Raw genomic sequence first — 20,580 nt, forward strand, 5'->3', positions numbered from 1 at the left:
AGGACATGCCTACGCGCAGCATCACCATCGACGACAAGACCTGGCGCGTCTTCCCGAGCGGCTTCGTCACGCAGTACGAGCACGACGAATTTGCCCTCATCTTCATCCACGGCTCCGGCGAGGGGCGCGAGGTCCGCGTCACGCGGTACTCGCCGCATGGCACGCGCTCGCGCGAGCAGTCGCTGGTCGAACTCCCCGAGGGAGAACTGCGGCGCCTCTTTACCGAGTCGCAGCCCGGCGCCACCTCGCCCGAAGCGGGTTACGCGACGTGAGCGGTCCCGCCGCGACTCCCCTCCCGGGTGATGCGCTCCCGGCGCGTGTCGACCTGCATATGCACTCGACCGCGTCTGATGGATCGCAATCGCCGGAAGGCGTCGTCGCCGCCGCGCTCGCGTCCGGCGTGAGCGCGATCGCGCTCACCGACCACGACACCGTCGCCGGCGTCCAGCCGGCGCGCGAGGCGGCGGCCGGCTCCTCGCTGCGCGTGATCGCCGGCGTCGAGCTGAGCGCGTACCAGGGAGACGAGGAGACGCACCTGCTGGGACTGCATCTGACGGACGTCCTGGGAATCGAGCGCGAGCTCGAGGCCTTCCGCGACGCCAGGCGCGATCGCGGTGAGCAGATGGTCGAGCGCCTCAACGCCATCGGGGTCAAGATCACCTTTCAGGATGTGCTCGACGCCGCGGGGAGCGGCGCCATCGGCCGTCCGCACGTGGCCAAGGCGCTCGTCGAGAACGGCTGGGCGCGCGACAACCGCGATGCCTTCGATCGATACCTCGGCGCGGGACGACCCGCCTACCTCGACAAGCGCCGTTTGTCGCTGCGCGACGCCATCGCGATGGTCCACGGCTGCGGGGGGATCGCCGTGCTCGCGCATCCCGGCGGCGAAGGGACCCTCACGCGTCTCACCGCACTCAAGGCGATGGGGCTCGATGGCGTGGAGGTCCTGCACCCGAGTCACTCGGGTGAGGATCGCAAGCGACTCCTCGCGATTGCCGAGCACCTCGATCTCGTCCCCTCCGGCGGGTCGGATTCGCATGGGGCGACCGCTGGCCCTCGCGTGATCGGGGCGCTCCCCGTGCCGCTCGCCTGGCTCGAGCGACAGGACGCCCGCGTCGAGTTGCGGCGCGCCGGCGTCGCCGCCTAACGGGAGCGATCGCATGGCGGAGCGTCGCGTCGCACTCGTGACGGGCGGCGCCCGCCGCCTCGGGGCCGCCTTTTCGCGCGTGCTCGCCCGGCGCGGCTACGTGGTCGCCCTCCATCACCGGCAGTCGCACGCCGAGGCCGCCGCGCTCGGGGCGGAGATCGCCAGCGCGGGCGGCGAGTCGCACACGTTCGCCGCCGATCTCGCCGACCCCCAGGCGCCTGCCGCGCTGGTGCGTGACGTCGTTGAACGCTGCGGACGGTTGGACGTCGTCGTGAACTCCGCGGCCAACATGCTGCGCACCCCCGTCGGGAGCGTCACCGCGGAGCAGCTGGACGAGATCTTCGCGCTCAACACGCGCGCCCCGTTCCTCATCGCGCAGGCCGCCGCGGCCGCGATGACCGACGGCGGGGTGATCGTCAACATGGCGGATCTCGCCGCCTTCGAGACGTGGGCGGGCTACATCCCGCACGCCATGTCCAAGGCGGCGATCGTGCAGATGACGCGCGCCCTCGCGCGCGTGCTCGCCCCGCGCATCCGCGTCAATGCCATCGCCCCCGGCGTGGTGCTCCTCCCCGACGGGTGGGATGGCGCCGCGGCCGAGCACCTGGCCGCCACGACGCCGCTGCGCCGACACGGCTCGCCAGACGACGTCATGCGCGCCTTCGAGTACCTGCTGGATGCCCCCTTCGTCACCGGCGAGGTCCTCTTCGTCGATGGCGGGCGGCACGTGCGCCGCTGAGCGCCACGCCGGACCTGCCTGCGAACGTGCGGCGGGTTCACGGCGACGTGGAGACGGCCGGTACCACCGGAGGGATCGTCGCGCGAAATTACGCAGGCCTGCGCGGGGCAGCGCGCACCTTACTTACCGGGAGCTGAACGTGGGGACGCACAACTACGAGGTCGTGATCGTCGGCGCCGGACCGGCCGGGATGACAGCGGGACTCTATGCGGGTCGCTCGATGCTCAAGACCGTGGTGCTCGAGCGCGGCGCCCCGGGAGGGGAGCTGCTCAACACCGAGATGATCGAGGACTATCCCGGCTTTGAACATGTAGAGGGATGGGATCTCGCGCAGAAGTTCGCGAGCCACGCCGCCAAGTTCGGCTGTGAGTTCCACACACGAAATGTCGAGAGCGTGAAGCGCCTCGACGACGGAACGTTCGAGACGCGCGCCGACGACGGCGAGGTGTATCACTCGCCCACGGTCATCGTCACCGCCGGCGGAACCCCGATCAAGCTCAACATCCCCGGTGAGAACGAGTACGCGGGGAAGGGGGTCTCGTACTGCGCCGTCTGCGACGGGGCCTTCTTCAAGGGGCACACGATCGCGGTCGTCGGCGGTGGCGACGCCGCGTGCGAGGAAGCCGACTACCTGACGCGCTTCGCGACCAAGGTCTACCTCATCCACCGCCGCGACACGTTCCGCGCCTCGAAGATCGTGCAGAAGCGCGTCTTCGAGAATCCGAAGATCGAGGTCATCTGGAACACCGTCGTCGACCAGGTGCACGGCGACGCCCAGGGGCTCGTCGATCATGTCACCCTGCGCGACGTGAACGCCGGCGCCACGCGCGACCTGGCGGTCACCGGCTTCTTCGTCTTCATCGGGTTCAAGCCCAACACGACGATCATCGCCGATCACGTCGATCACGACGAGTCGGGCTACCTCCGCACCAGCTGGCACATGGAGACCACGATCCCGGGGCTCTTTGCGGCTGGCGACGTGCGCGTGCAGCTCACGCGACAGGTCACGACCGCCGTCGGAGACGCCACGACCGCCGCGGTGGCCGCGGAGAAGTACCTCACGGCCCTCAAGGATGCGGCCAAGGCGCGTGCGGCCGAGGGAGAAGGGACGGCGTGAAACGCTCGGTCTTCGTCGTCGGCGCCTTCCAGGAGAACTGCTACCTCGTCGCGGACGAGGCGGCCGGCAAGGCCGTCCTGATCGATCCGGGGGACGACGGCGACCGACTGTGCGATGCCGTACAGCGCGCGGGGCTCACCCTCGAGGCCATCTGGCTCACGCATGCGCACCTCGATCACATCGGCGGAATCGCCGCCATCAAGCGGCGCGTCGACGTCCCGGTCTTTCTCCACCCCGACGACCTGACGGTGTATCGCTACGCCCCGCAGGCGGCGGCGATGTACGGGCTCCCCTTCGAACTCGGTCCGCTCCCCGATCGCACCCTGTCTGAGGGGGATGTCATGACCCTCGGCTCGTTGCGTTTCGAGGTGTGGCACATGCCGGGGCACGCCCCCGGGCACGTCATCTTCCACGGCCACGGCATCTGCTTCGGCGGCGACGTGCTCTTCGCCGGCTCGGTGGGGCGCACCGACCTCCCGCTCTCGGACGGCGAGGCCTTTCAACGCACACTCGCCCGGATCGCGACGCTCCCCCCCGAGACAGTGGTCTGTCCCGGGCACGGCCCGGAGACGACCATCGCCGACGAGATCGCCGCCAACCCCTTTCTCAGTGGACAAGCGCGACCGTTGCGGAGGTAGCCGTTCGTCTCGACCGCCAGCGGAGTCCGGCGCGGCCTCGCGTCTCGAACGCGGTGGCTTGGCGTTGTCGGGAACTCCTGTGAACTCCGGTGTCACACCTCCGATCACCTCTCGCCGGTCCGTCCGCGGCCTTCCTCTTCGATCCCCCTGATGCGCATCCCTCGTCAGTCCCGTCTCGCCTCCGGTTCGCTCGCGGCCCTCGTGGCGGCCGTCGTTCTCGTCACTGCCTGCGACACGACGTCTTCGTTCTCGCCCAGTCAGCAGAAGTGGGGCTTCATCTACGTCTCGGCCCTCAAGACCACGGGCGGCGAGTATCGGGTCGCCCCCACCGGATCGTTCTTTCGCGGCTCGATCTCGTCGATTCCTGACGCGCGCATCCGCACCGACTCCTGCTTTACCGTCGGCGACTATGTCGCGCCGAGCAACGGCGTCCTCACCGGGGTGACGTATCTCGACGCAGGGGCGAGCCTCACGGCCAAGCTCGGGACGACGACCAACACGATTCCTCGCGTCAGCGCGAGCGCATCGACGCTGTACAACCTGGCCTCCGGGACCACGCTGCCATACACCCCGGGCGACTCGATCGTCATGACCGTTCCGGGCGCGAGCGGCGGCTACCCCGGCGCCGAGGTCCGCGGACGCAGTGCCGAGCCGTTCACCTTCGATGCCGTCGTCCCGTCGACCGCGACGATTCCACTCAAGTGGTCGGCCGCCACTGATGGCAACAGCGCCATGATCATCTCGCTGCAGTACACGCCGGCGACCTCGGGCGCCAAGACGCAGGAGATCCGCTGCGCCTTCACCGACGACGGCGTGGATTCCATCCCGCTGCGCCAACATCAGGCCTGGTCGTCGGCGACGAACGCGAGCCGCTCGATCACCTTCACGCGGCTCCGCACCAGCATCGTCTCCGTCGACGACGGCGCCCTGGAGCTGATCTCGACGTTCAACGTCCCGACGCCCACGCCGTAACGTGGGTAGGTGGGGGCGCGGCCGCCGATGCGCGCTGCGCCCCCTCGGCGCCCCCCGTTTCCCTAGTCGCGCATGTCGGAGACCCGGACGGAACGTGACCCGTTAGGCGCGATGGATGTGCCGGCCGAGGCGCTGTACGGGGTGCAGACCGCGCGCGCGGTGCAGAACTTCCCCATCAGCGGGCTGCGCCCCCTCGAACCGTTCGTCGTCGCCCACGTCTGGATCAAGAAGGCGGCGGCCCTCACCCACAAGGAAACGGGGCGCCTCGACGCGCGCCTCGCCGACGCGATCGTCGCCGCGGCCGATGAAGTCCTGGCCGGACGGCACCGCGAGCACTTCGTCGTCGATCCCTACCAGGCGGGGGCAGGGACGAGCCACAACATGAACGTGAACGAGGTCCTCGCCAATCGCGCCAACGAGTTGTTAGGCGGTCGCCGGGGGGAGTACACCCCGGTGCATCCCAACGACCACGTCAACATGGCGCAAAGCACCAACGACACGATTCCCACGAACATCCGCCTTGCCGCCCTCGCGCGACTCGCGCCTCTCGCGGCGGCTTTCGAGGGGCTGCGCGATGCGCTGGCCGCCAAGGGGATCGAATTCGACGATGTGGTGAAGGCCGGGCGCACGCACCTGCAGGACGCGATGCCCATCCGCCTCGGACAGGAATTCACCGCCTACGCGGGCTCCATCGATCGCGCCCTGCGCCGCATCCGCGAAACGTCCGACTACCTGCGCGACCTCGGCATCGGCGGGAGCGCCGTCGGGACCGGGGTGACGGTCGAACCGTCGTATCCCGCGCGCATGGTGGTCCACCTGTCCGAGATGACCGGGCTGGTGTTGCGGGTCGGCGCTGACCGCATTCAGCTCATGCAGAGCATGGGCGACGTGGCCGCCTTCTCGGGGTCGCTCCGTGTCCTCGCCCTCGAGCTGTCGAAGATCGTCAGCGACCTGCGTCTGCTGGTGATGGGGCCGCGCACCGGGATCGACGAAATCGTCCTCCCCGCGGTGCAGCCGGGGTCGTCCATCATGCCGGGAAAGATCAACCCGTCGATTCCGGAGATGGTCAATCAGGTCTGCTTCCAGGTCATGGGGTGCGACGCGACGGTCGGCATCGCCGCCGAGCACGGGCAACTGGAGCTCAACGTCATGATGCCCGTGATTGCCCATAACCTCCTCTTCTCCATGCAACTCCTCACCAACGCCGCCACGGTGCTGACGGAGAAGTGCGTGAAGGGGATCGCCGCCCATCGGGAGATGTGCGCCTACTGGGTCGAACGCTCCGCCGCCCTCGCCACCGCGCTCGCGCCACGGATCGGCTATGCCGCCGCCGCGGAGCTCTCCAAGCGGTCGGTGAAGGAGGGGACGCTCATACGCGACATGGTGCGAAACGAAGGGCTCCTCCCCCCGGACGAGATCGACGCCGTGCTGGACCTGCGACGCATGACCGAGATTGGCATCCCCGGTGGCCCCCACGGGCCATCCAGCGCGGGCTGACAATCCGGAAGCCGACTTTTTTCCTCGTCTTCTCGTCTTCCCGACTTCTCGTCTCCTATATTGGACCCATGCGGATCACGACGTGGGCGGAGTACGGACTCATCTGCGCGCTACACCTGTCGCGCCGACACGGTGAGGGACCGGTCACGGGTCGGGAAATCGCCGCGCGCGAGCGTCTCCCCGCCGACTACGTCGAGCAGATCCTACTGCGACTCCGTCGCGCGGGTATCGTCAGCAGCACGCGCGGCGCGAAGGGCGGCTACATCCTCGCCCACGACCCCATGGACGTCACCGTGCGCGAAGTCATCTCGGCGTCCGAGCGCGGGACGTTCGACGTCCATTGCGTCTCCCATCCCATCGCCGAGGAGCGCTGCTCCGAGTCGCAGAATTGCAGCATCCGTCCCGTCTGGCTGATGCTGCAGCAGCGCATTGACGACGCGCTCGATAGCGTGCGGCTGGCGGATCTCCTGCAGGATGAGACGTCGGTGCGCGCCCGGGTCGGCCTCCCCGTGCTGCAGGCCTGAAGAGGAGTCCCGCGCCATGTCGCCGCGTCTCTTCGACGAGTGGCGCTCTGAGTGGCGCCTGAAGCGTGGGCTCGGCGCCTACGTCGCCTCGATCATGAGCGAGCCCGACGCCGACGACGTCGCCTGGCTGGCCGAAGCGGCATGCGGCGGTGACCTCGACCGCGCCGCGTGGGAGTTGCGCTATGCTCGTCGCGCCTTGGGGCTCGTGGTGTCGCAGCGTGATGCGCTCGACGACCGCACCGGGTCGCTCGTCGCCCGCGAGCTGGGCACCGCGCAACAGGCGGATCGGCACGTGGCCCCCGCCATGCTCCGGGTCGCCGAGCGGCAGTTCAACGATCGATTGACCATGTACCGCGACGTCCTCACTTCGCGGACACCGTCCGAAGGGGCAGGGGCCCGCCTCGGACGCGCCCTGCTGATGATCGCCGGAACGGCGCGCGCCGGTGACGACATGATCGCGCGCGCCGGCGACATCCTGGCCCGGTATGTTGGCGAGGCCAACGACGCGCTGCGCAAGGCGTTCGGCGCGCCGTCGCTCCCCGACGACATCCCCCCGTCGGCGCTCGGGCGCTGACCGACGCCACACGAGAAACGGCGCGACGCCCGGTGGGGTGTCGCGCCGTTGATGTATGATGACACGTGCTGCAGTGCGCTCGGGGAGACTCGAACTCCCATGGGTGTTACCCACCGGCTTCTGAGACCGGCGCGTCTACCAGTTCCGCCACGAACGCAGGATCCCGACGAATCGCCACCGATGTGCGAGTGGCGAGGAACGTGGGGACGGGAAGGTATCGGCGTGCCGATGCCAAGTCAACGCGGTGTATCGTCTTACGCGGCCGCGCGCCACGCCGTGGCCGTCGACCGATTACTTTCACTCGCGGGATCGGTGCACGCGGAGCACGTGAGGGCCGCGCTCACCTCCTGCCTGACTCCCCAACCGACGAGATGGCCCAGAAGACCGAGGCGGACGACATCAAGGTCGTCGCGCGGAACCGCGATGCGCGCCACAACTACCACATCCTCGAGACGTGGGAGGCGGGGCTCGTGTTGACCGGCACCGAGGTCAAGTCGCTGCGGAACGGCAAGGCGAACATCTCCGATGCCTACGGGATCGTCCGCGATGGCGAGGTCTATCTCCTGAACGTGAACATCTCGCCCTACGAGCGGGGCGGGTACGTGAACCACGATCCCACGCGCCTGCGCAAGCTGTTGCTCCACACGCGCGAGATCCGCCGGTTGATCGGGGCGGTGGAGCGCGAAGGTTTGACCCTCGTGCCGCTCGAGCTGTACTTCCGGCGCGGGCGCGCCAAGGTCAAGGTCGCCCTGGGGAAGGGGAAGAAGCTGCACGACAAGCGCGATGACTCCAAGAAGCGCGACGCGGATCGCGAGATCGCCCGCGCCATGCGCCACCGATGATTGCGCTGCTCGCCGCCTTCGCCCTCCTGCAGCAGGTCGGCGATCCGCCGGCCGCGCTCACGGTTCGCGAGGGTGACAAGGTCGGCAGCATCCCGGTCGTCGTCACGCGACTGGGCGCCATGGTTCGTGCGCAGGACCTGCTGGCGCCGTTAGGCGCGGTACTCCTCCGGGATGCCCCCGAGCGATTCCGCCTCGTGATCGGCGGCACGGAGATGGAGCTGGCGACGGGGATGGCGTTTGCCAAGGTCCGCGGAGCGACCGAACCGCTTACCGCTGCGCCCACGCTCCTCAACGGAGCGCTGTATCTCCCGCTCTCGTTTCTCACCGACCTCCTGCCGCGTGTGGGGACCGGGTTCCTCTACGACGCACGGCTCTCGGAGCTACGCAGGTTCGCGACGGTCACCGCGACGCGTCGCCCCGACCCGGACAGCGATCGTGCCCCCCCTCCGGCCCCGCGAGACAAACCGCGCAGTGCCGCTCCCCCCTCGGCCTCGCCGCGGACGCCGCGGCGCGACCGCACGCCGGTTGTCGTCGTCGACGCCGGACACGGGGGACGCGATCGCGGGATGCACGGCCCCATCGGCGGCGGACCACGTGTCTACGAGGCCGACATTACGCTGGCGGTTGCGAAGCGCTTGCGCGACGAGCTCACGCGGCGTGGCGTGCAGGTGGTCATGACGCGCAGCTCGGACACGCTCATCGCCCTCTCCGATCGTGGGCGCATCGCGAATCGCGCGCAGGGCGACCTGTTCGTCTCGGTTCACGTCAATGCCGCCAATCCGCGATGGAAGAACCCCGGCGGGGCACGCGGGTTCGAGACCTACTTCCTGTCGGAAGCCAAGACCGACGATGAGCGCCGGGTGGCCGAGCTGGAGAACGAGGCGGTGAAGTACGAGGTGGAGGAAGGGGCGGCGGGCGGCGACCCGCTCAGCTTCATTCTCAACGACATGAAGCAGAACGAGTACCTGCGCGAGTCGAGCGCCTTCGCCTCCACGGTGCAGCAATCGCTGCGGTCGGTGCACCCCGGGACCGATCGCGGGGTGAAACAGGCGGGCTTCGTTGTGCTGGTCGGAGCCTTCATGCCGTCCGTCCTCGTCGAGATCGGCTTCGGGACCAACGCGCGCGAGGCGGCCTACCTCTCGGGCGACGCGGGGCAGCAGTCGCTCGCCCGGGCAATCTCCGATGCCACGCTCGCCTACCTGCAGCGGTACGTCGGTCGGCGAAGCAACGCGGGGGGGCAATGAGCACTCCGTCGTCGTCGCCCTTGGCGACCGCGCTCGGCGGCCTGGCGCTGCAGAACCCGGTGCTGCTGGCCGCCGGCACCGCGGCGTACGGCGATGAGATCGACGAGGTCAGCTCGCTTGAGGAACTCGGCGGAATCGTGACCAAGGCGGTGAGCCTCGATCCTCGAAAAGGAGCACCGGCACCGCGCGTCGCCGAGTTTCCCGGCGGGATGATCAACGCCATCGGCTTGGCCAACCCCGGTGTGGAGGAGGTGCGAGCATCGCATCTCCCGTGGCTCGCCCGGTCGCTCTCGCGTGCGCGTGTGCTCGTCAATGTCGTCGGGTATGCCATTGACGACTTCGCCCGTGTCATCGAACGTCTGGACGACGTGCCGGGGAAGGACGGCTACGAGCTGAACGTCTCGTGTCCGAACGTGAAGGCCGGCGGCATGGAGTTCGGCGCCGATCCGGCCGCGCTGCGCGAGGTCGTCCTTCGGGCCAGGGCCGCGACGTCAGCGCCGATCTTCGTCAAGCTGTCGCCAACGCTCGTGGACATCGCGGGGGCGGCGCGCACCGCGCTCGACGCCGGCGCGAATGGCGTCACGCTCGTGAACACGATGCCGGGGCTCGTGATCGATCTGGAGCGTCGGCGACCGGCCCTCGGTTTCGGAACCGGGGGGGTGAGCGGTCCCGGGCTGCTCCCGATCGGCGTGCTGGCGACGTGGAAGGTGTGGAAGGCGACGCGCGCCCCTATCATCGGGGTCGGTGGGATCACGACCGCGGAGGACGCGCTGCAGTACCTGATGGCGGGCGCGACCGCCGTCGCGATGGGGACCGCGGGTTTGCGCGATCCCCGTCAGCCGCGGCGCGTGGTGCGCGGTCTGGACGCGTGGTGCCGTCGGCATGGGGTGCGATCGCTGACGGAGGTTTCAGGATCCCTGGAGTGGCCCGCATGACTTCTCTGGCGCGCACGAGCGCAATTCCCATCGTCGCATTGGACGTCGCGAGCGTTGGCGATGCCATGGCGCTGGTGAACCGGCTGGGCGAGAGCTGCCGGTACTACAAGGTCGGGTGTGAGCTCTTCACGGCGGCCGGACCGCACGTGGTGCAGGCCATCCGAGAGCTGGGGCACGAGGTCTTCCTCGACCTCAAGCTTCACGACATTCCGAATACGGTGCGCGGGGCGGCGCGCTCGGCGTCCCGAATCGGCGCTTCGCTCCTGACGGTGCATGCCTCGGGCGGCGTGGAGATGATGAGGGCCGCGGTGGAGGGGGCGGGCGAGGGGTGCGGCATTCTGGCCGTAACCATCCTGACCTCATTCGACGCCGATGGGGTGGCCGCGGCGTGGGGGCGGGAGTCCTCGCTGTCGGTGGAGGGCGAGGTGGAGCGGCTGGCGGGGATGGCGGCGGTGGCGGGGACGCACGGGATCGTCTGCAGCGGGCTGGAGGCGGCGCGGGTACGGGCGCGGCACGGCGATCGGTTGGCGCCGCTGGTCCCCGGGATCCGATTCGCATCGGGCGAGCTTCACGATCAGTCGCGGGTGGTGACACCCGGTGGAGCGGTCGCGGCTGGTGCGCGGTACCTGGTGCTGGGGCGCGCGGTGACCGGGGCGCCCGATCCTCGCGAGGCGATGGAGCGTGTGTGGCAGGAGATGGCGGCGGCGGGGTAGTGGGAGCGATTCTGGAGAGGGGAGAGGGGGTGAAACGGGCGTAATCCCGCACCACTACGTGATTTTGGCCCTGCGCTCCCTTGCATCGTGGGGGCATGGTGTCTATTCTTGGAGTCTTGTCCGATTTTTCGTTTGTTACCTTCGGTTCGATTCGGAGCCTCCGGTGAAAGTCCGAAGCAGCGTGAAGCCCATCTGCGAGCACTGCAAAGTCGTGAAGCGCAGCGGCGTCACTCGCATCATTTGCAAGCGCAACCCTAAGCACAAGCAGCGGCAAGGCTAATTATGGCTCGTATTGCTGGTGTCGATCTCCCTCGCGATAAGAAGGTCGAGATCGGGTTGACCTACATTTTCGGGATTGGGCGTGCGGTGGCGAAGGAGATCCTGGAGAAGACCGGGATCAGCGCCGACCTCCGCATTCGCGATCTCATCGACGCCGACGTGAACAAGCTCCGTCAGGTGATCGAAAAGGACTATCGTGTCGAGGGCGCGCTGCGCACCGAGATTGCGATGAACATCAAGCGATTGATGGATATCGGGTCCTACCGAGGGATCCGTCATCGCCGTGGGCTCCCCGTGCGCGGCCAGCGCACTCACACCAATGCGCGAACGAAGAAGGGACCGCGTCGCGCGATCGCGGGCAAGAAGAAGGTGACCAAGTAGTATGGCTACCGGGAAAAAGACCAAGCGCGTCGTGGAGGCGGAAGGTGTCGCCCACATCAACGCGACCTTCAACAACACGCTCGTGACGATCACCGACATGCATGGCAATGCCATCGCGTGGGGGACGTCGGGCAAGGCAGGATTCAAGGGCTCCAAGAAGTCGACGCCGTTTGCGGCGACGGTGGCGGCCGAGCAGTGCGCGCGCGAAGCGCTCACCGCCGGCGTGCGCCGCGTCCACGTGCTCGTCCAGGGGCCCGGGTCTGGCCGTGAGTCCGCCATTCAGGCGCTCGCGTCGGCCGGCCTTCAGGTCAAGTCGATCAAGGACGTGACGCCGATTCCGCACAACGGCTGCCGTCCGCCGAAGCGTCGGAGGGTCTAGGCCATGCGTTACACTGGAGCCTCCTGCCGTCAGTGCCGTCGCGAAGGGACGAAGCTGTTCCTCAAGGGGACGAAGTGCTTCACCGAGAAGTGCCCGGTCGAGCGCCGTCCGTATCCCCCCGGTCAGCACGGTCAGTCGCAGTCGCGCCGCCGCAAGTCGTCGGAGTATTCGAAGCAGCTGCGCGAGAAGCAGAAGATCAAGCGCATCTACGGGGTCAGCGAGACGCAGTTCCGCAACACGTTCGAGAAGGTGTCGAAGCTCCCGGGCATCACGGGGCACAACCTCCTCGCCGCGTTGGAGAGCCGTCTGGACAACCTCGTGTACCGCATGGGCTTCGCCCCGAGCCGTAAGTCGGCGCGCCAGCTCATTCGCCACCGCCATGTCGAGATCAACGGCAAGCTGGTGGACATCCCGAGCTACGCCGTTGCGCCGGGCCAGGAAGTCCGCGTGAAGCAGAAGTCGCGCGAACTCATCCTCGTGCAAGGGGCGATGGAGCAGGCGACGCGCGGGGCTTCCCCGTCGTGGCTCGCGGTCGATCGCGACACCTACTCGGGTCGTATGCTCGAGCGCCCGTCGCGCCCGAACATCCCGATCGCCGCGCAGGAGCAGCTGGTCGTCGAACTCTATTCGAAGTAGTGAGATCGATGCGAGACGAGAAGACGCGGTGGTCCACCTCGTCTTCTCGTCTTCTCGTCCTCTCGTCTTCTACCAGATGGTCGAGACCCTAACTCTCGTACGAACCCACCGCGCGTTAGGGGCGGGGTGGGGCGTTGCCGGGGCGCGGCCCCGGTATGACCGCACCGAGCACTGATTCATGTCACAGGCGATCGACTTGAAGGGCCTTGTTCGTCCGCACCTCATCGAGGTTCGCAAGCGGGACGACGCCCCCCACATCTCGGAATTCATCCTGCAGCCGCTCGAACGCGGCTACGGGCACACGCTCGGCAACGCCATGCGGCGCATGCTCCTTTCGTCGCTGCGTGGCTCGGCGGTCTGGGGCTTTCGCATCGACGGGGTGGTGCATGAGCATCAGACCATCGTCGGCGTCGTCGAGGACGTGCACCAGATCATCGGCAACCTCAAGACCCTCGTCCTGAGCTTGGCCGACGACGTCGAGGAAGCGGTCCTGCGCATCGGCAAGTCCGAGGCGGGCCCCGTGACCGCCGGCGACATCGAGGAGAATGGCAGCGTCCGGGTGATCAACCCGAACCACCACATCTTCACGCTCCAGGATGCGCGCGACATCAACGTCGAGCTCTACATCAACAAGGGGCGCGGCTACATCGAGTCCGACGCGCACGTCGTCGACCGGGGACTCCCCATCGACCTCGTTCGCATCGACGCGATCTACAATCCGGTGCGCCGGGCGAACTTCTCGGTCGCTGAGACCCGCGTGGGTCAGCGCACCGACTACGACCGCCTGACGCTCACCGTCGAGACCAACGGCACGATCGCTCCGGAAGAGGCGGTGAGCTACGCCGCGGCGCTCGCGCAGACGCACTTCCAGTACTTTGCCTCCTTCGGATCGCACGCTTCGGCGCCGATGTCGATGGGGGGGGAAAGCGGCGGCGGCGATGCGGCCCGCCTCGCGCAGCTCTTCAAGTCGGCCATCGACGACCTCGAACTCTCGGTCCGCTCGGTGAACTCGCTGAAGAACTCGAACATCCGCACCCTGGGTGACCTCGTTCGCCAGACCGAGAACCAGATCCTCCAGGTCAAGAACTTCGGGAAGAAGTCGCTGCAGGAGATCGCTGAGCTCCTGGAGCGCGAAGGATTGAACTTCGGCATGCGCTACGAAGAGAACGGCGACGGCGTCCGCATCATCGATTGGGGCACGCCGCCGAGCCGCGCAGCCGCGAACGCGCCAGACGACGAAGAGGAGTAAGGAGCAATGCGTCACAGGAAAGCGGGGCGCCAGCTTCGCCGCACCAGCGAACAGAAGCTCGCGCTCATGCGCGGCCTCGCGTCGTCGCTGATCGAGCACGGTGCCATCGAAACCACCGAGGCGAAGGCGAAGGAACTGCGCCCGTTCATCGAGAAGTTGATCACCAAGGCCCGCTCCGGGACCTTGCACGATCGTCGTCTCGCCGGGCGGCACATCCACAAGCGGGAGACCGCCGACAAACTGTTCAAGGAAGTCGGGCCCAAGTACCTCAAGCGGCCCGGTGGATACACGCGCATCCTCAAGACCGGCCATCGCAAGGGCGATGGGGCGGAAATGGCGCGCATCGAGCTCGTGGAGGGCTGACGTCATGGCCATCAATCGCAGTCGCTGCTACGTATGCGACAAGGGCGTGACGTACGGCAACAACGTCTCGCACGCCAACAACAAGACCCGCCGCACCTGGAAGCCCAACCTTCAGGTCGCGCGCGTCGTCAGCGAGGGGAAGACCATCAAGGTGAAGGTCTGCACCCGCTGCCTCGCCGCCGGCAAGGTCCAGCGCGCCCCGCGTGGTGCTGCCGTCGCGTGAGCACGGCGCACCGTCCGCGGCAGGGTGAAGGGAGCGCGTTAGGCGCTCCCTTTTGCTTTCACCCCCCACGCGTTCGAGCCCTCTCCCTCCAGCTCCGTTTCGCATGAGCGACGGGAACGTCCGTACAGCGCTCGTCACCGGGATCACCGGGCAAGACGGCTCGTATCTGGCCGAGCTCCTGCTCGCTCGTGGCTACCGCGTCGTCGGGACCACGCGCGCGACCGGGACGGCCGACACCTGGCGCATTCGGCATCTGCTCTCGCGCGTCGAGTTGCTCGCCCTCGATCTCCGAGACGGGGCCGCGGTCCGAGGGGTCGTAGCGCGCATCGCGCCCCACGAGGTGTATCACCTCGCGGCGGCCAGCCGGGTCGATCGTTCGTGGGAGCGGCCGATGGAATCGCTGGAGGCCAACGCGGGGAGCACGGTCCACCTCATGGACGCGGTGCGTCATGAGGCGCCGCGTGCGCGCATGGTCGTCGCGTCCTCCTGCGAGATCTTCGGTCGCCCTGAGCAGGCGCCACAGTCCGAGTGCACCCCGATCCGCCCCGCATCCCCCTACGGCGTGTCGAAGGCGGCGGCGTACTGGCTCGCGGCCAACTATCGCGATAGCCACGGGCTGCACGTCGCCTCGGCGATCCTGTACAACCACGAGAGTCCGCGCCGAGGCGAAGCCTTCGTGACGCGCAAGATCTCGATGGGGGTCGCGCGCATCGCCTGCGGCCAGGCGACGACCCTCACGCTCGGCAACCTGGACGGGCGACGCGATTGGGGCTTTGCCGGCGACTACATGGACGCCCTCTGGCGCATGCAGCAGCTGGAAGCCCCGTGCGACCTCGTGGTGGGGAGCGGCGTCGCACACTCGGTGCGGGACTTCTGCGAGCGCGCCTTCGCGGTGGCGGGACTCGACTATCGCGCGCACGTCGCGTCGGATGACGGGCTCCTGCGGCCAGTCGATGCCACGACCCTGGTCGCCGATGCGTCGCTGGCGCGAGAGCGCCTCGAGTGGGGGCCGACGGTCGACTTTGGCGGGCTCGTGGAAATGATGGTTTTCGCCGACCTGGAGCGCGTGCGGAGCGGGGCAGGGGTGTAAATTTCGCCCCGGTCCGGCACCGGGGGCACCTCCGGTTCGCCGGCGGAGACGTCGAGCCGACGTTGCCCCGAAATCGAACGGTTTTCTGTACCTAGTCCTCCCGACATGCCTCGTCGTACCGACATTCACAAGATTCTCCTGATCGGCTCCGGCCCGATCGTCATCGGGCAGGCCGCCGAGTTCGACTACTCGGGGACGCAGGCGGCGCGGGCGCTGCGCGAGGAGGGATACGAGGTGATCCTCGTGAACTCCAATCCGGCGACGATCATGACCGACCCGGAGATCGCCGACCGGACCTACATCGAGCCGGTGACGCCGGAGTTCGTCGAGCTGGTCATCGAGAAGGAACGCCCCGACGCGCTCCTTCCCACGATGGGCGGCCAGACGGCGCTCAACGTGGCGATGAAGCTGTCCGAGCGCGGCGTGCTGGCGAAGTACGGCGTGGAGTTGATCGGCGCGAAGGCCAAGGCCATCAAGATGGCCGAGGACCGGCACGAGTTCGGCGAAGCGATGAAGCGCATCGGGCTGCAGGTGCCGCAGGGCAAGATCGCGACGACGTGGGAGGAGGCGCTGGAGATCGCCGACTTCACGGGCTTCCCGGCGATCATCCGCCCCGCCTTCACGTTAGGCGGTTCGGGCGGCGGCATTGCCTACAACAAGGAAGAGTACGAGCAGATCTGCCGCCGCGGGTTGGCGGAGTCGCCGGTGAGCCAGATCCTCATCGAGCGTTCGCTGCTGGGGTGGAAGGAGTTCGAGCTCGAGGTGATGCGCGACCACGCCGACAACGTCGTGATCGTCTGCTCCATCGAGAACATCGACCCGATGGGGGTGCACACCGGCGACTCGATCACGGTGGCGCCGGCCATGACGCTCACCGATCGCGAGTACCAGGTGATGCGCGACGCGGCGGTCGCGGTGATTCGCGAGATCGGCGTGGAGGCGGGCGGGTGCAACATCCAGTTTGCCATCAATCCCAGGGACGGGGAGATGGTGGTGATCGAGATGAACCCGCGCGTGTCGCGTTCCTCGGCGCTGGCCTCCAAGGCGACCGGCTTCCCGATCGCCAAGATCGGGACGAAGCTCGCGGTGGGGTACACGCTCGACGAGATCCCCAACGACATCACCAAGACGACGCCAGCCTCGTTCGAGCCCGTGCTCGACTACGTCGTCGTGAAGTGTCCGCGCTTTGCTTTCGAGAAGTTCGCGCGCGCCAATCCGTACCTCACGACGCAGATGAAGTCGGTGGGGGAGTCGATGGCGATGGGGCGCACCTTCAAGGAGGCGTTCCAGAAGGGGCTGCGCGCCCTCGAGACCGGTCGTGCCGGCTGGACCGTCGGCGCCCGTGCCGTCGACGACCGCCTTCCCGACGACTCGATCGAGGCACTGCGCGGCGCGTTAGGCAAGCCCTCGCCCGAACGCATCTTCGAGGTCAAGCGCGCGATCCTCGCGGGACTCACCACCGAGCAGCTGCACGAACTCACGGCGATCGACCCGTGGTTCCTCGAGCAGATGCGCGAGCTGGTGGAGGCCGAGCGGTCGTACGCGTCGGCGTCGTCGGTGGGCGCCGAGGAGATCCGGGCGATGAAGCGCCAGGGGTTCTCGGACCGGCAGCTCGCCGAACTGCGCGGCGAAACGGAGCAGGAGGCGCGCGCCCGTCGGTGGGGGCTGGGCATCCATCCCGCCTACAAGATGGTCGACACGTGCGCCGGCGAGTTCCCGTCGGCGACGCCGTACCTGTACTCCTGCTACGACGAGGAGAGCGAAGGGCCGCGCACCGGCAAGCCGTCGGTCGTCATCCTCGGGAGCGGGCCCAATCGCATCGGGCAGGGGGTCGAGTTCGACTACATGTGCGTCCGTGCCGTGCTCGCCCTCAAGGAGCGCGGCTACGAGACGATCATGATCAACTCGAATCCCGAGACCGTTTCCACGGACTACGACACCGCCGACAAGCTGTACTTCGAGCCGCTGACGCTCGAGGACGTGCTGGAGATCGTGCGGCGCGAGCAACCGTTAGGCGTGATCGTGCAGCTCGGCGGCCAGACGCCGCTCAAGCTCACGAAGGGGCTCGAGGCCGCCGGCGTGAAGATCCTCGGCACGACGCCGGACGCCATCGACATCGCCGAGGATCGCAAGCGATTCGAGGCGGTGGCGCGGGCGATCGGGGTGCGACAGCCCGACGCCGGGACGGCGACCAGCGTGACGGAAGCGGTGACGATCGCCGAGCGGATCGGCTACCCGGTCCTCGTCCGTCCGTCGTACGTGCTGGGCGGACGCGCGATGCAGATCGTGTACGACGAGGCGTCGATGCGCGGGTACTTCGAGTCGGCAGTGCGGGTGAGCGAGGAGCGTCCGGTGCTTGTGGATCGTTTCCTCGAGGATGCCTATGAGGCCGACGTCGACGCCGTGTGCGATGGCACGCGCGTGGTGATCGGCGGGGTGATGCAGCACATCGAGGACGCGGGGATTCACTCCGGCGACTCGGCGTGCGTCCTCCCGCCCTACGTGATCCAGCCGGCCGACATCGCGACGATGAAGGCCCACACGGTCGCCCTGGCGAAGGAGCTGGGGGTGGTGGGGCTCATCAACGTGCAGTTCGCCGTGAAGGACGGCGTGGTCTACGTCCTCGAGGTGAACCCGCGCGGCTCGCGCACGATCCCGTTTGTCTCCAAGGCGATCGGGGTGCCGTTGGCCTCGGTCGCGGCCCGGTGCATGGTGGGTGAGTCGCTCGAGTCCATCGGCTTCACCGAGGAGATCGTGCCGCCGTACCACTCGGTGAAGGAAGCGGTCTTCCCGTTCACCAAGTTCCGCGAGTTCGACCCGCTGCTCGGCCCCGAGATGCGCTCGACGGGCGAGGTGATGGGGATCTCGACGTCGTTCGGGAGCGCGTTCGCGAAGGCGCAGCTCGCGGCCGACAACGAGTTGCCGTTGGGCGGGGCGATCTTCATCACGGTGAACGATGGCGACAAGCCGACGGTGACGCCGATCGCGCGCCGCTTCCACGAGATGGGGTTCACGCTCTACGCGACCGAGGGGACGGCGCAGTACCTGCGCGAGCGCGGCATCCCGACCAGCGGCGTGCGCAAGGTGCACGAGGGGCGTCCGCACGGCGTGGACCTGATGCTCAACGGCGAGGTGCAACTCCTGATCAACACCCCGCTGGGCAAGCACGCGCAGTTCGACGACTACGCGCTGCGGCAGACGGCGATCTCGAAGCGGATTTCCTACACGACGACGATGTCGGCGGCGAGTGCCGCGTGCGATGCGATCCAGTCGTTGCGGGCGCAGGCCCCGTCGGTCTGCTCGCTGCAGGAGTGGCACGAGATCCTGCACGCGTCGCGATAGCATGGCACCGCCGTTCATCCACGAGTCGGCCTATGTCGACGACGGCGCGGTGGTCGGAGACGACACCCGCATCTGGCATTTCTGCCACGTCAACAGCGGCGCGGTGATCGGCGAGCGCTGCTCGTTGGGGCAGAACGTGGTGGTGATGCCGCGCACGAAGATCGGCAGCAACGTGAAGATCCAGAACAACGTTTCGGTCTACGAAGGGGTCGAACTGGAGGACGATGTCTTCTGCGGCCCCTCGATGGTCTTCACCAACGTCATCAATCCGCGCAGCCATGTGTCGCGCAAGCACGAGTATCGTCGCACGCTGGTACGGCGCGGGGCGAGCATCGGCGCCAATGCGACGATCGTGTGCGGGGCGACGCTCGGCGAGTATTGCTTCGTGGGGGCGGGGGCCGTCGTGAACCGCGACGTGAAGGCCTACGCACTCGTGGTAGGGGTCCCGGCGCGGCAGGTGGGGTGGGTCTGTCAGTGCGGGGAGACGCTGCCGCGAGAGGGGAAGACGGAAAGACGGGAAGACGAGAAGACGAGTGCGGGCACGCGCGTGGCGTGTACCGCGTGTGGCTCGGCCTATCGGCTCCTCGATGGCAACCTTTCGCCGGAGGGTGCGGCATGAGTGACGGGGCGACGACGCCGGTGCGGATTGCGCTCGTCGGCTGCGGGCGGATCAGCCGCAACCACTTCGAGGCCATCGCCAAGATCGACGAGTTGCAGCTGGTGGCGGTGTGCGACGCCGTCGAGGCGCGGGCGCGTGAGGCGGGGGTGCGGGAGGACGTGCCGTGGTTCACGTCCTATTCCCGCATGCTGGAGCACGCGCCGTGTGACGTCGTCGCCGTCTGCACGCCGTCCGGGCTGCATCCGCAGCACGGCATGCTCGCGGCCAGGGCAGGGAAGCACGTCGTCTGCGAAAAGCCGATGGCGATCACCCTGACCTCCGCCGACGACCTCGTGCAGGCGTGCGATGACGCCGGCGTGCAGCTGTTCGTGGTGAAACAGAACCGCCTCAATCCGCCGATCCAGCTGCTCAAGCGCGCCATCGACAAGGGACGCTTCGGGCGCCTGTACATGGCCAACACGACGGTGCGCTGGACGCGACCGCAGGAGTACTACGACCAGGCGTCGTGGCGCGGGACGTGGGAGTTCGACGGCGGGGCCTTCATGAACCAGGCGTCGCACTACGTCGACCTCATCCAATGGCTCGTGGGGCCGGTCGAGAGCGTCATGGCCAAGACGGCGACGCTCGCCCGCCGCATCGAGACCGAGGACTCGGGCGTGGCCCTCCTCAAGTTCCGGTCCGGTGCGTTAGGCGTGATCGAGGTGACGATGCTCACCTACCCGAAGAACCTCGAGGGGTCGATCACCATCCTCGGGGAAAAGGGGACGGTGAAGGTCGGGGGAACCGCCGTGAACAAGGTGGAAGCCTGGCAGTTCGCCGACTACGACGACGACGACAAGTTGATAGAGTCGGCGACGTACACCCCGCCCAACGTGTATGGGCACGGCCATGAGGGGTATTACCGCAACGTCATGGCGGTGCTGCGTGGCGAGGCCCATCCCGACACCGACGGTCGTGCTGGTCGCAAGTCGCTGGAGCTGATCCTGGGGATCTACGAGTCGGCCAAGACCGGCCACGAGGTTCCGCTGCCGCTCCGGGCGCGCGTCTAAGTCGAGTCCGTCACTCGTTTTTTCGTCC

At 67.9% G+C, this 20,580-nt stretch carries 24 protein-coding genes and 1 tRNA gene; 24 read left to right on the forward strand and 1 reads right to left on the reverse strand.

Translation table 11 applies throughout. The features are described 5' to 3' along the window. Positions 1-5: 5 nt before the first annotated feature. From IPN47_01800 to IPN47_01840, 9 genes are all read left to right on the forward strand, one after another. Positions 6-272: a hypothetical protein gene (locus IPN47_01800; GenBank protein ID MBK9406782.1), complete on the forward strand. Its 267-nt coding sequence runs from the start codon at positions 6-8 to the stop codon at positions 270-272. Then, entirely contained in the window at positions 269-1,147 is an 879-nt protein-coding gene (locus IPN47_01805; GenBank protein MBK9406783.1) for a PHP domain-containing protein, read from the forward strand. The genes IPN47_01800 and IPN47_01805 overlap by 4 nt, the downstream gene beginning before the upstream one ends. A 13-nt stretch (positions 1,148-1,160) precedes the next feature. Next, positions 1,161-1,886, forward strand: coding sequence for an SDR family oxidoreductase (locus IPN47_01810; GenBank protein ID MBK9406784.1), 726 nt, complete (start codon positions 1,161-1,163; stop codon positions 1,884-1,886). Then, positions 1,861-3,003 (forward strand): thioredoxin-disulfide reductase, encoded by a 1,143-nt coding sequence (trxB, locus tag IPN47_01815; protein ID MBK9406785.1) that lies wholly within the window; start codon positions 1,861-1,863, stop codon positions 3,001-3,003. Before IPN47_01810 ends, trxB begins: the two co-directional genes overlap by 26 nt. After that, positions 3,000-3,641 (forward strand): MBL fold metallo-hydrolase, encoded by a 642-nt coding sequence (locus tag IPN47_01820; protein ID MBK9406786.1) that lies wholly within the window; start codon positions 3,000-3,002, stop codon positions 3,639-3,641. Before trxB ends, IPN47_01820 begins: the two co-directional genes overlap by 4 nt. A 150-nt stretch (positions 3,642-3,791) precedes the next feature. Next, positions 3,792-4,613, forward strand: coding sequence for a hypothetical protein (locus IPN47_01825; GenBank protein ID MBK9406787.1), 822 nt, complete (start codon positions 3,792-3,794; stop codon positions 4,611-4,613). A 72-nt stretch (positions 4,614-4,685) separates the two neighbouring features. Further along, positions 4,686-6,110 carry an aspartate ammonia-lyase gene (locus tag IPN47_01830; GenBank protein ID MBK9406788.1) on the forward strand — a complete coding sequence of 475 codons (1,425 nt, stop codon included), beginning with the start codon at positions 4,686-4,688 and terminating at the stop codon, positions 6,108-6,110. A gap of 68 nt (positions 6,111-6,178) precedes the next feature. Continuing rightward, complete coding sequence (locus IPN47_01835) at positions 6,179-6,634, forward strand: Rrf2 family transcriptional regulator (protein ID MBK9406789.1); 456 nt, start codon at positions 6,179-6,181, stop codon at positions 6,632-6,634. A gap of 16 nt (positions 6,635-6,650) precedes the next feature. Then, positions 6,651-7,208, forward strand: coding sequence for a hypothetical protein (locus IPN47_01840; protein MBK9406790.1), 558 nt, complete (start codon positions 6,651-6,653; stop codon positions 7,206-7,208). Positions 7,209-7,282: 74 nt separating this feature from the next. Here the strand turns inward: IPN47_01840 and IPN47_01845 are convergent. Continuing rightward, a tRNA-Leu gene (locus tag IPN47_01845) sits at positions 7,283-7,365 on the reverse strand. Between the two features lie 214 nt (positions 7,366-7,579). On the opposite strand from IPN47_01845, the gene smpB reads away from it, so the two are divergent. The 15 genes from smpB (at position 7,580) to IPN47_01920 (ending at position 20,552) form a co-directional block, all read left to right on the forward strand. Next, complete coding sequence (smpB, locus tag IPN47_01850) at positions 7,580-8,050, forward strand: SsrA-binding protein SmpB (GenBank protein ID MBK9406791.1); 471 nt, start codon at positions 7,580-7,582, stop codon at positions 8,048-8,050. Further along, on the forward strand, positions 8,047-9,294 hold the full coding sequence (locus IPN47_01855; protein ID MBK9406792.1) for an N-acetylmuramoyl-L-alanine amidase: 1,248 nt from the start codon (positions 8,047-8,049) through the stop codon (positions 9,292-9,294). The genes smpB and IPN47_01855 overlap by 4 nt, the downstream gene beginning before the upstream one ends. After that, positions 9,291-10,229 (forward strand): dihydroorotate dehydrogenase, encoded by a 939-nt coding sequence (locus IPN47_01860; protein ID MBK9406793.1) that lies wholly within the window; start codon positions 9,291-9,293, stop codon positions 10,227-10,229. The genes IPN47_01855 and IPN47_01860 overlap by 4 nt, the downstream gene beginning before the upstream one ends. Beyond that, a complete protein-coding gene (gene pyrF, locus IPN47_01865; protein ID MBK9406794.1) occupies positions 10,226-10,942 on the forward strand; it encodes an orotidine-5'-phosphate decarboxylase in 717 nt (238 codons plus the stop codon). Before IPN47_01860 ends, pyrF begins: the two co-directional genes overlap by 4 nt. A 163-nt stretch (positions 10,943-11,105) precedes the next feature. Beyond that, positions 11,106-11,222, forward strand: a complete 117-nt coding sequence (gene rpmJ, locus IPN47_01870) for a 50S ribosomal protein L36 (protein ID MBK9406795.1) — start codon at positions 11,106-11,108, stop codon at positions 11,220-11,222. Positions 11,223-11,224: 2 nt separating this feature from the next. After that, entirely contained in the window at positions 11,225-11,602 is a 378-nt protein-coding gene (gene rpsM, locus IPN47_01875) for a 30S ribosomal protein S13 (GenBank protein MBK9406796.1), read from the forward strand. 1 nt (position 11,603) lies between these two features. Further along, the gene (rpsK, locus tag IPN47_01880; GenBank protein MBK9406797.1) at positions 11,604-11,981 is read left to right on the forward strand and encodes a 30S ribosomal protein S11; all 378 of its coding nucleotides are present in this window, start codon (positions 11,604-11,606) and stop codon (positions 11,979-11,981) included. 3 nt (positions 11,982-11,984) lie between these two features. Then, entirely contained in the window at positions 11,985-12,617 is a 633-nt protein-coding gene (gene rpsD, locus IPN47_01885) for a 30S ribosomal protein S4 (protein MBK9406798.1), read from the forward strand. Between the two features lie 178 nt (positions 12,618-12,795). Beyond that, positions 12,796-13,866, forward strand: a complete 1,071-nt coding sequence (locus tag IPN47_01890; protein MBK9406799.1) for a DNA-directed RNA polymerase subunit alpha — start codon at positions 12,796-12,798, stop codon at positions 13,864-13,866. A gap of 6 nt (positions 13,867-13,872) precedes the next feature. After that, positions 13,873-14,229: a 50S ribosomal protein L17 gene (gene rplQ, locus IPN47_01895; GenBank protein ID MBK9406800.1), complete on the forward strand. Its 357-nt coding sequence runs from the start codon at positions 13,873-13,875 to the stop codon at positions 14,227-14,229. Positions 14,230-14,233: 4 nt separating this feature from the next. Continuing rightward, positions 14,234-14,452, forward strand: coding sequence for a 50S ribosomal protein L28 (locus tag IPN47_01900; protein MBK9406801.1), 219 nt, complete (start codon positions 14,234-14,236; stop codon positions 14,450-14,452). Positions 14,453-14,555: 103 nt separating this feature from the next. Then, positions 14,556-15,542 (forward strand): GDP-mannose 4,6-dehydratase, encoded by a 987-nt coding sequence (locus IPN47_01905; protein ID MBK9406802.1) that lies wholly within the window; start codon positions 14,556-14,558, stop codon positions 15,540-15,542. Positions 15,543-15,647: 105 nt separating this feature from the next. Then, positions 15,648-18,884, forward strand: coding sequence for a carbamoyl-phosphate synthase large subunit (gene carB / locus IPN47_01910; GenBank protein MBK9406803.1), 3,237 nt, complete (start codon positions 15,648-15,650; stop codon positions 18,882-18,884). 1 nt (position 18,885) lies between these two features. Beyond that, positions 18,886-19,503 carry an N-acetyltransferase gene (locus IPN47_01915; GenBank protein ID MBK9406804.1) on the forward strand — a complete coding sequence of 206 codons (618 nt, stop codon included), beginning with the start codon at positions 18,886-18,888 and terminating at the stop codon, positions 19,501-19,503. Continuing rightward, positions 19,500-20,552: a Gfo/Idh/MocA family oxidoreductase gene (locus tag IPN47_01920; protein ID MBK9406805.1), complete on the forward strand. Its 1,053-nt coding sequence runs from the start codon at positions 19,500-19,502 to the stop codon at positions 20,550-20,552. The genes IPN47_01915 and IPN47_01920 overlap by 4 nt, the downstream gene beginning before the upstream one ends. Positions 20,553-20,580: the final 28 nt, after the last annotated feature.

The organism is Gemmatimonadota bacterium, assembly GCA_016719105.1.
GTDB lineage: Bacteria > Gemmatimonadota > Gemmatimonadetes > Gemmatimonadales > Gemmatimonadaceae > SCN-70-22.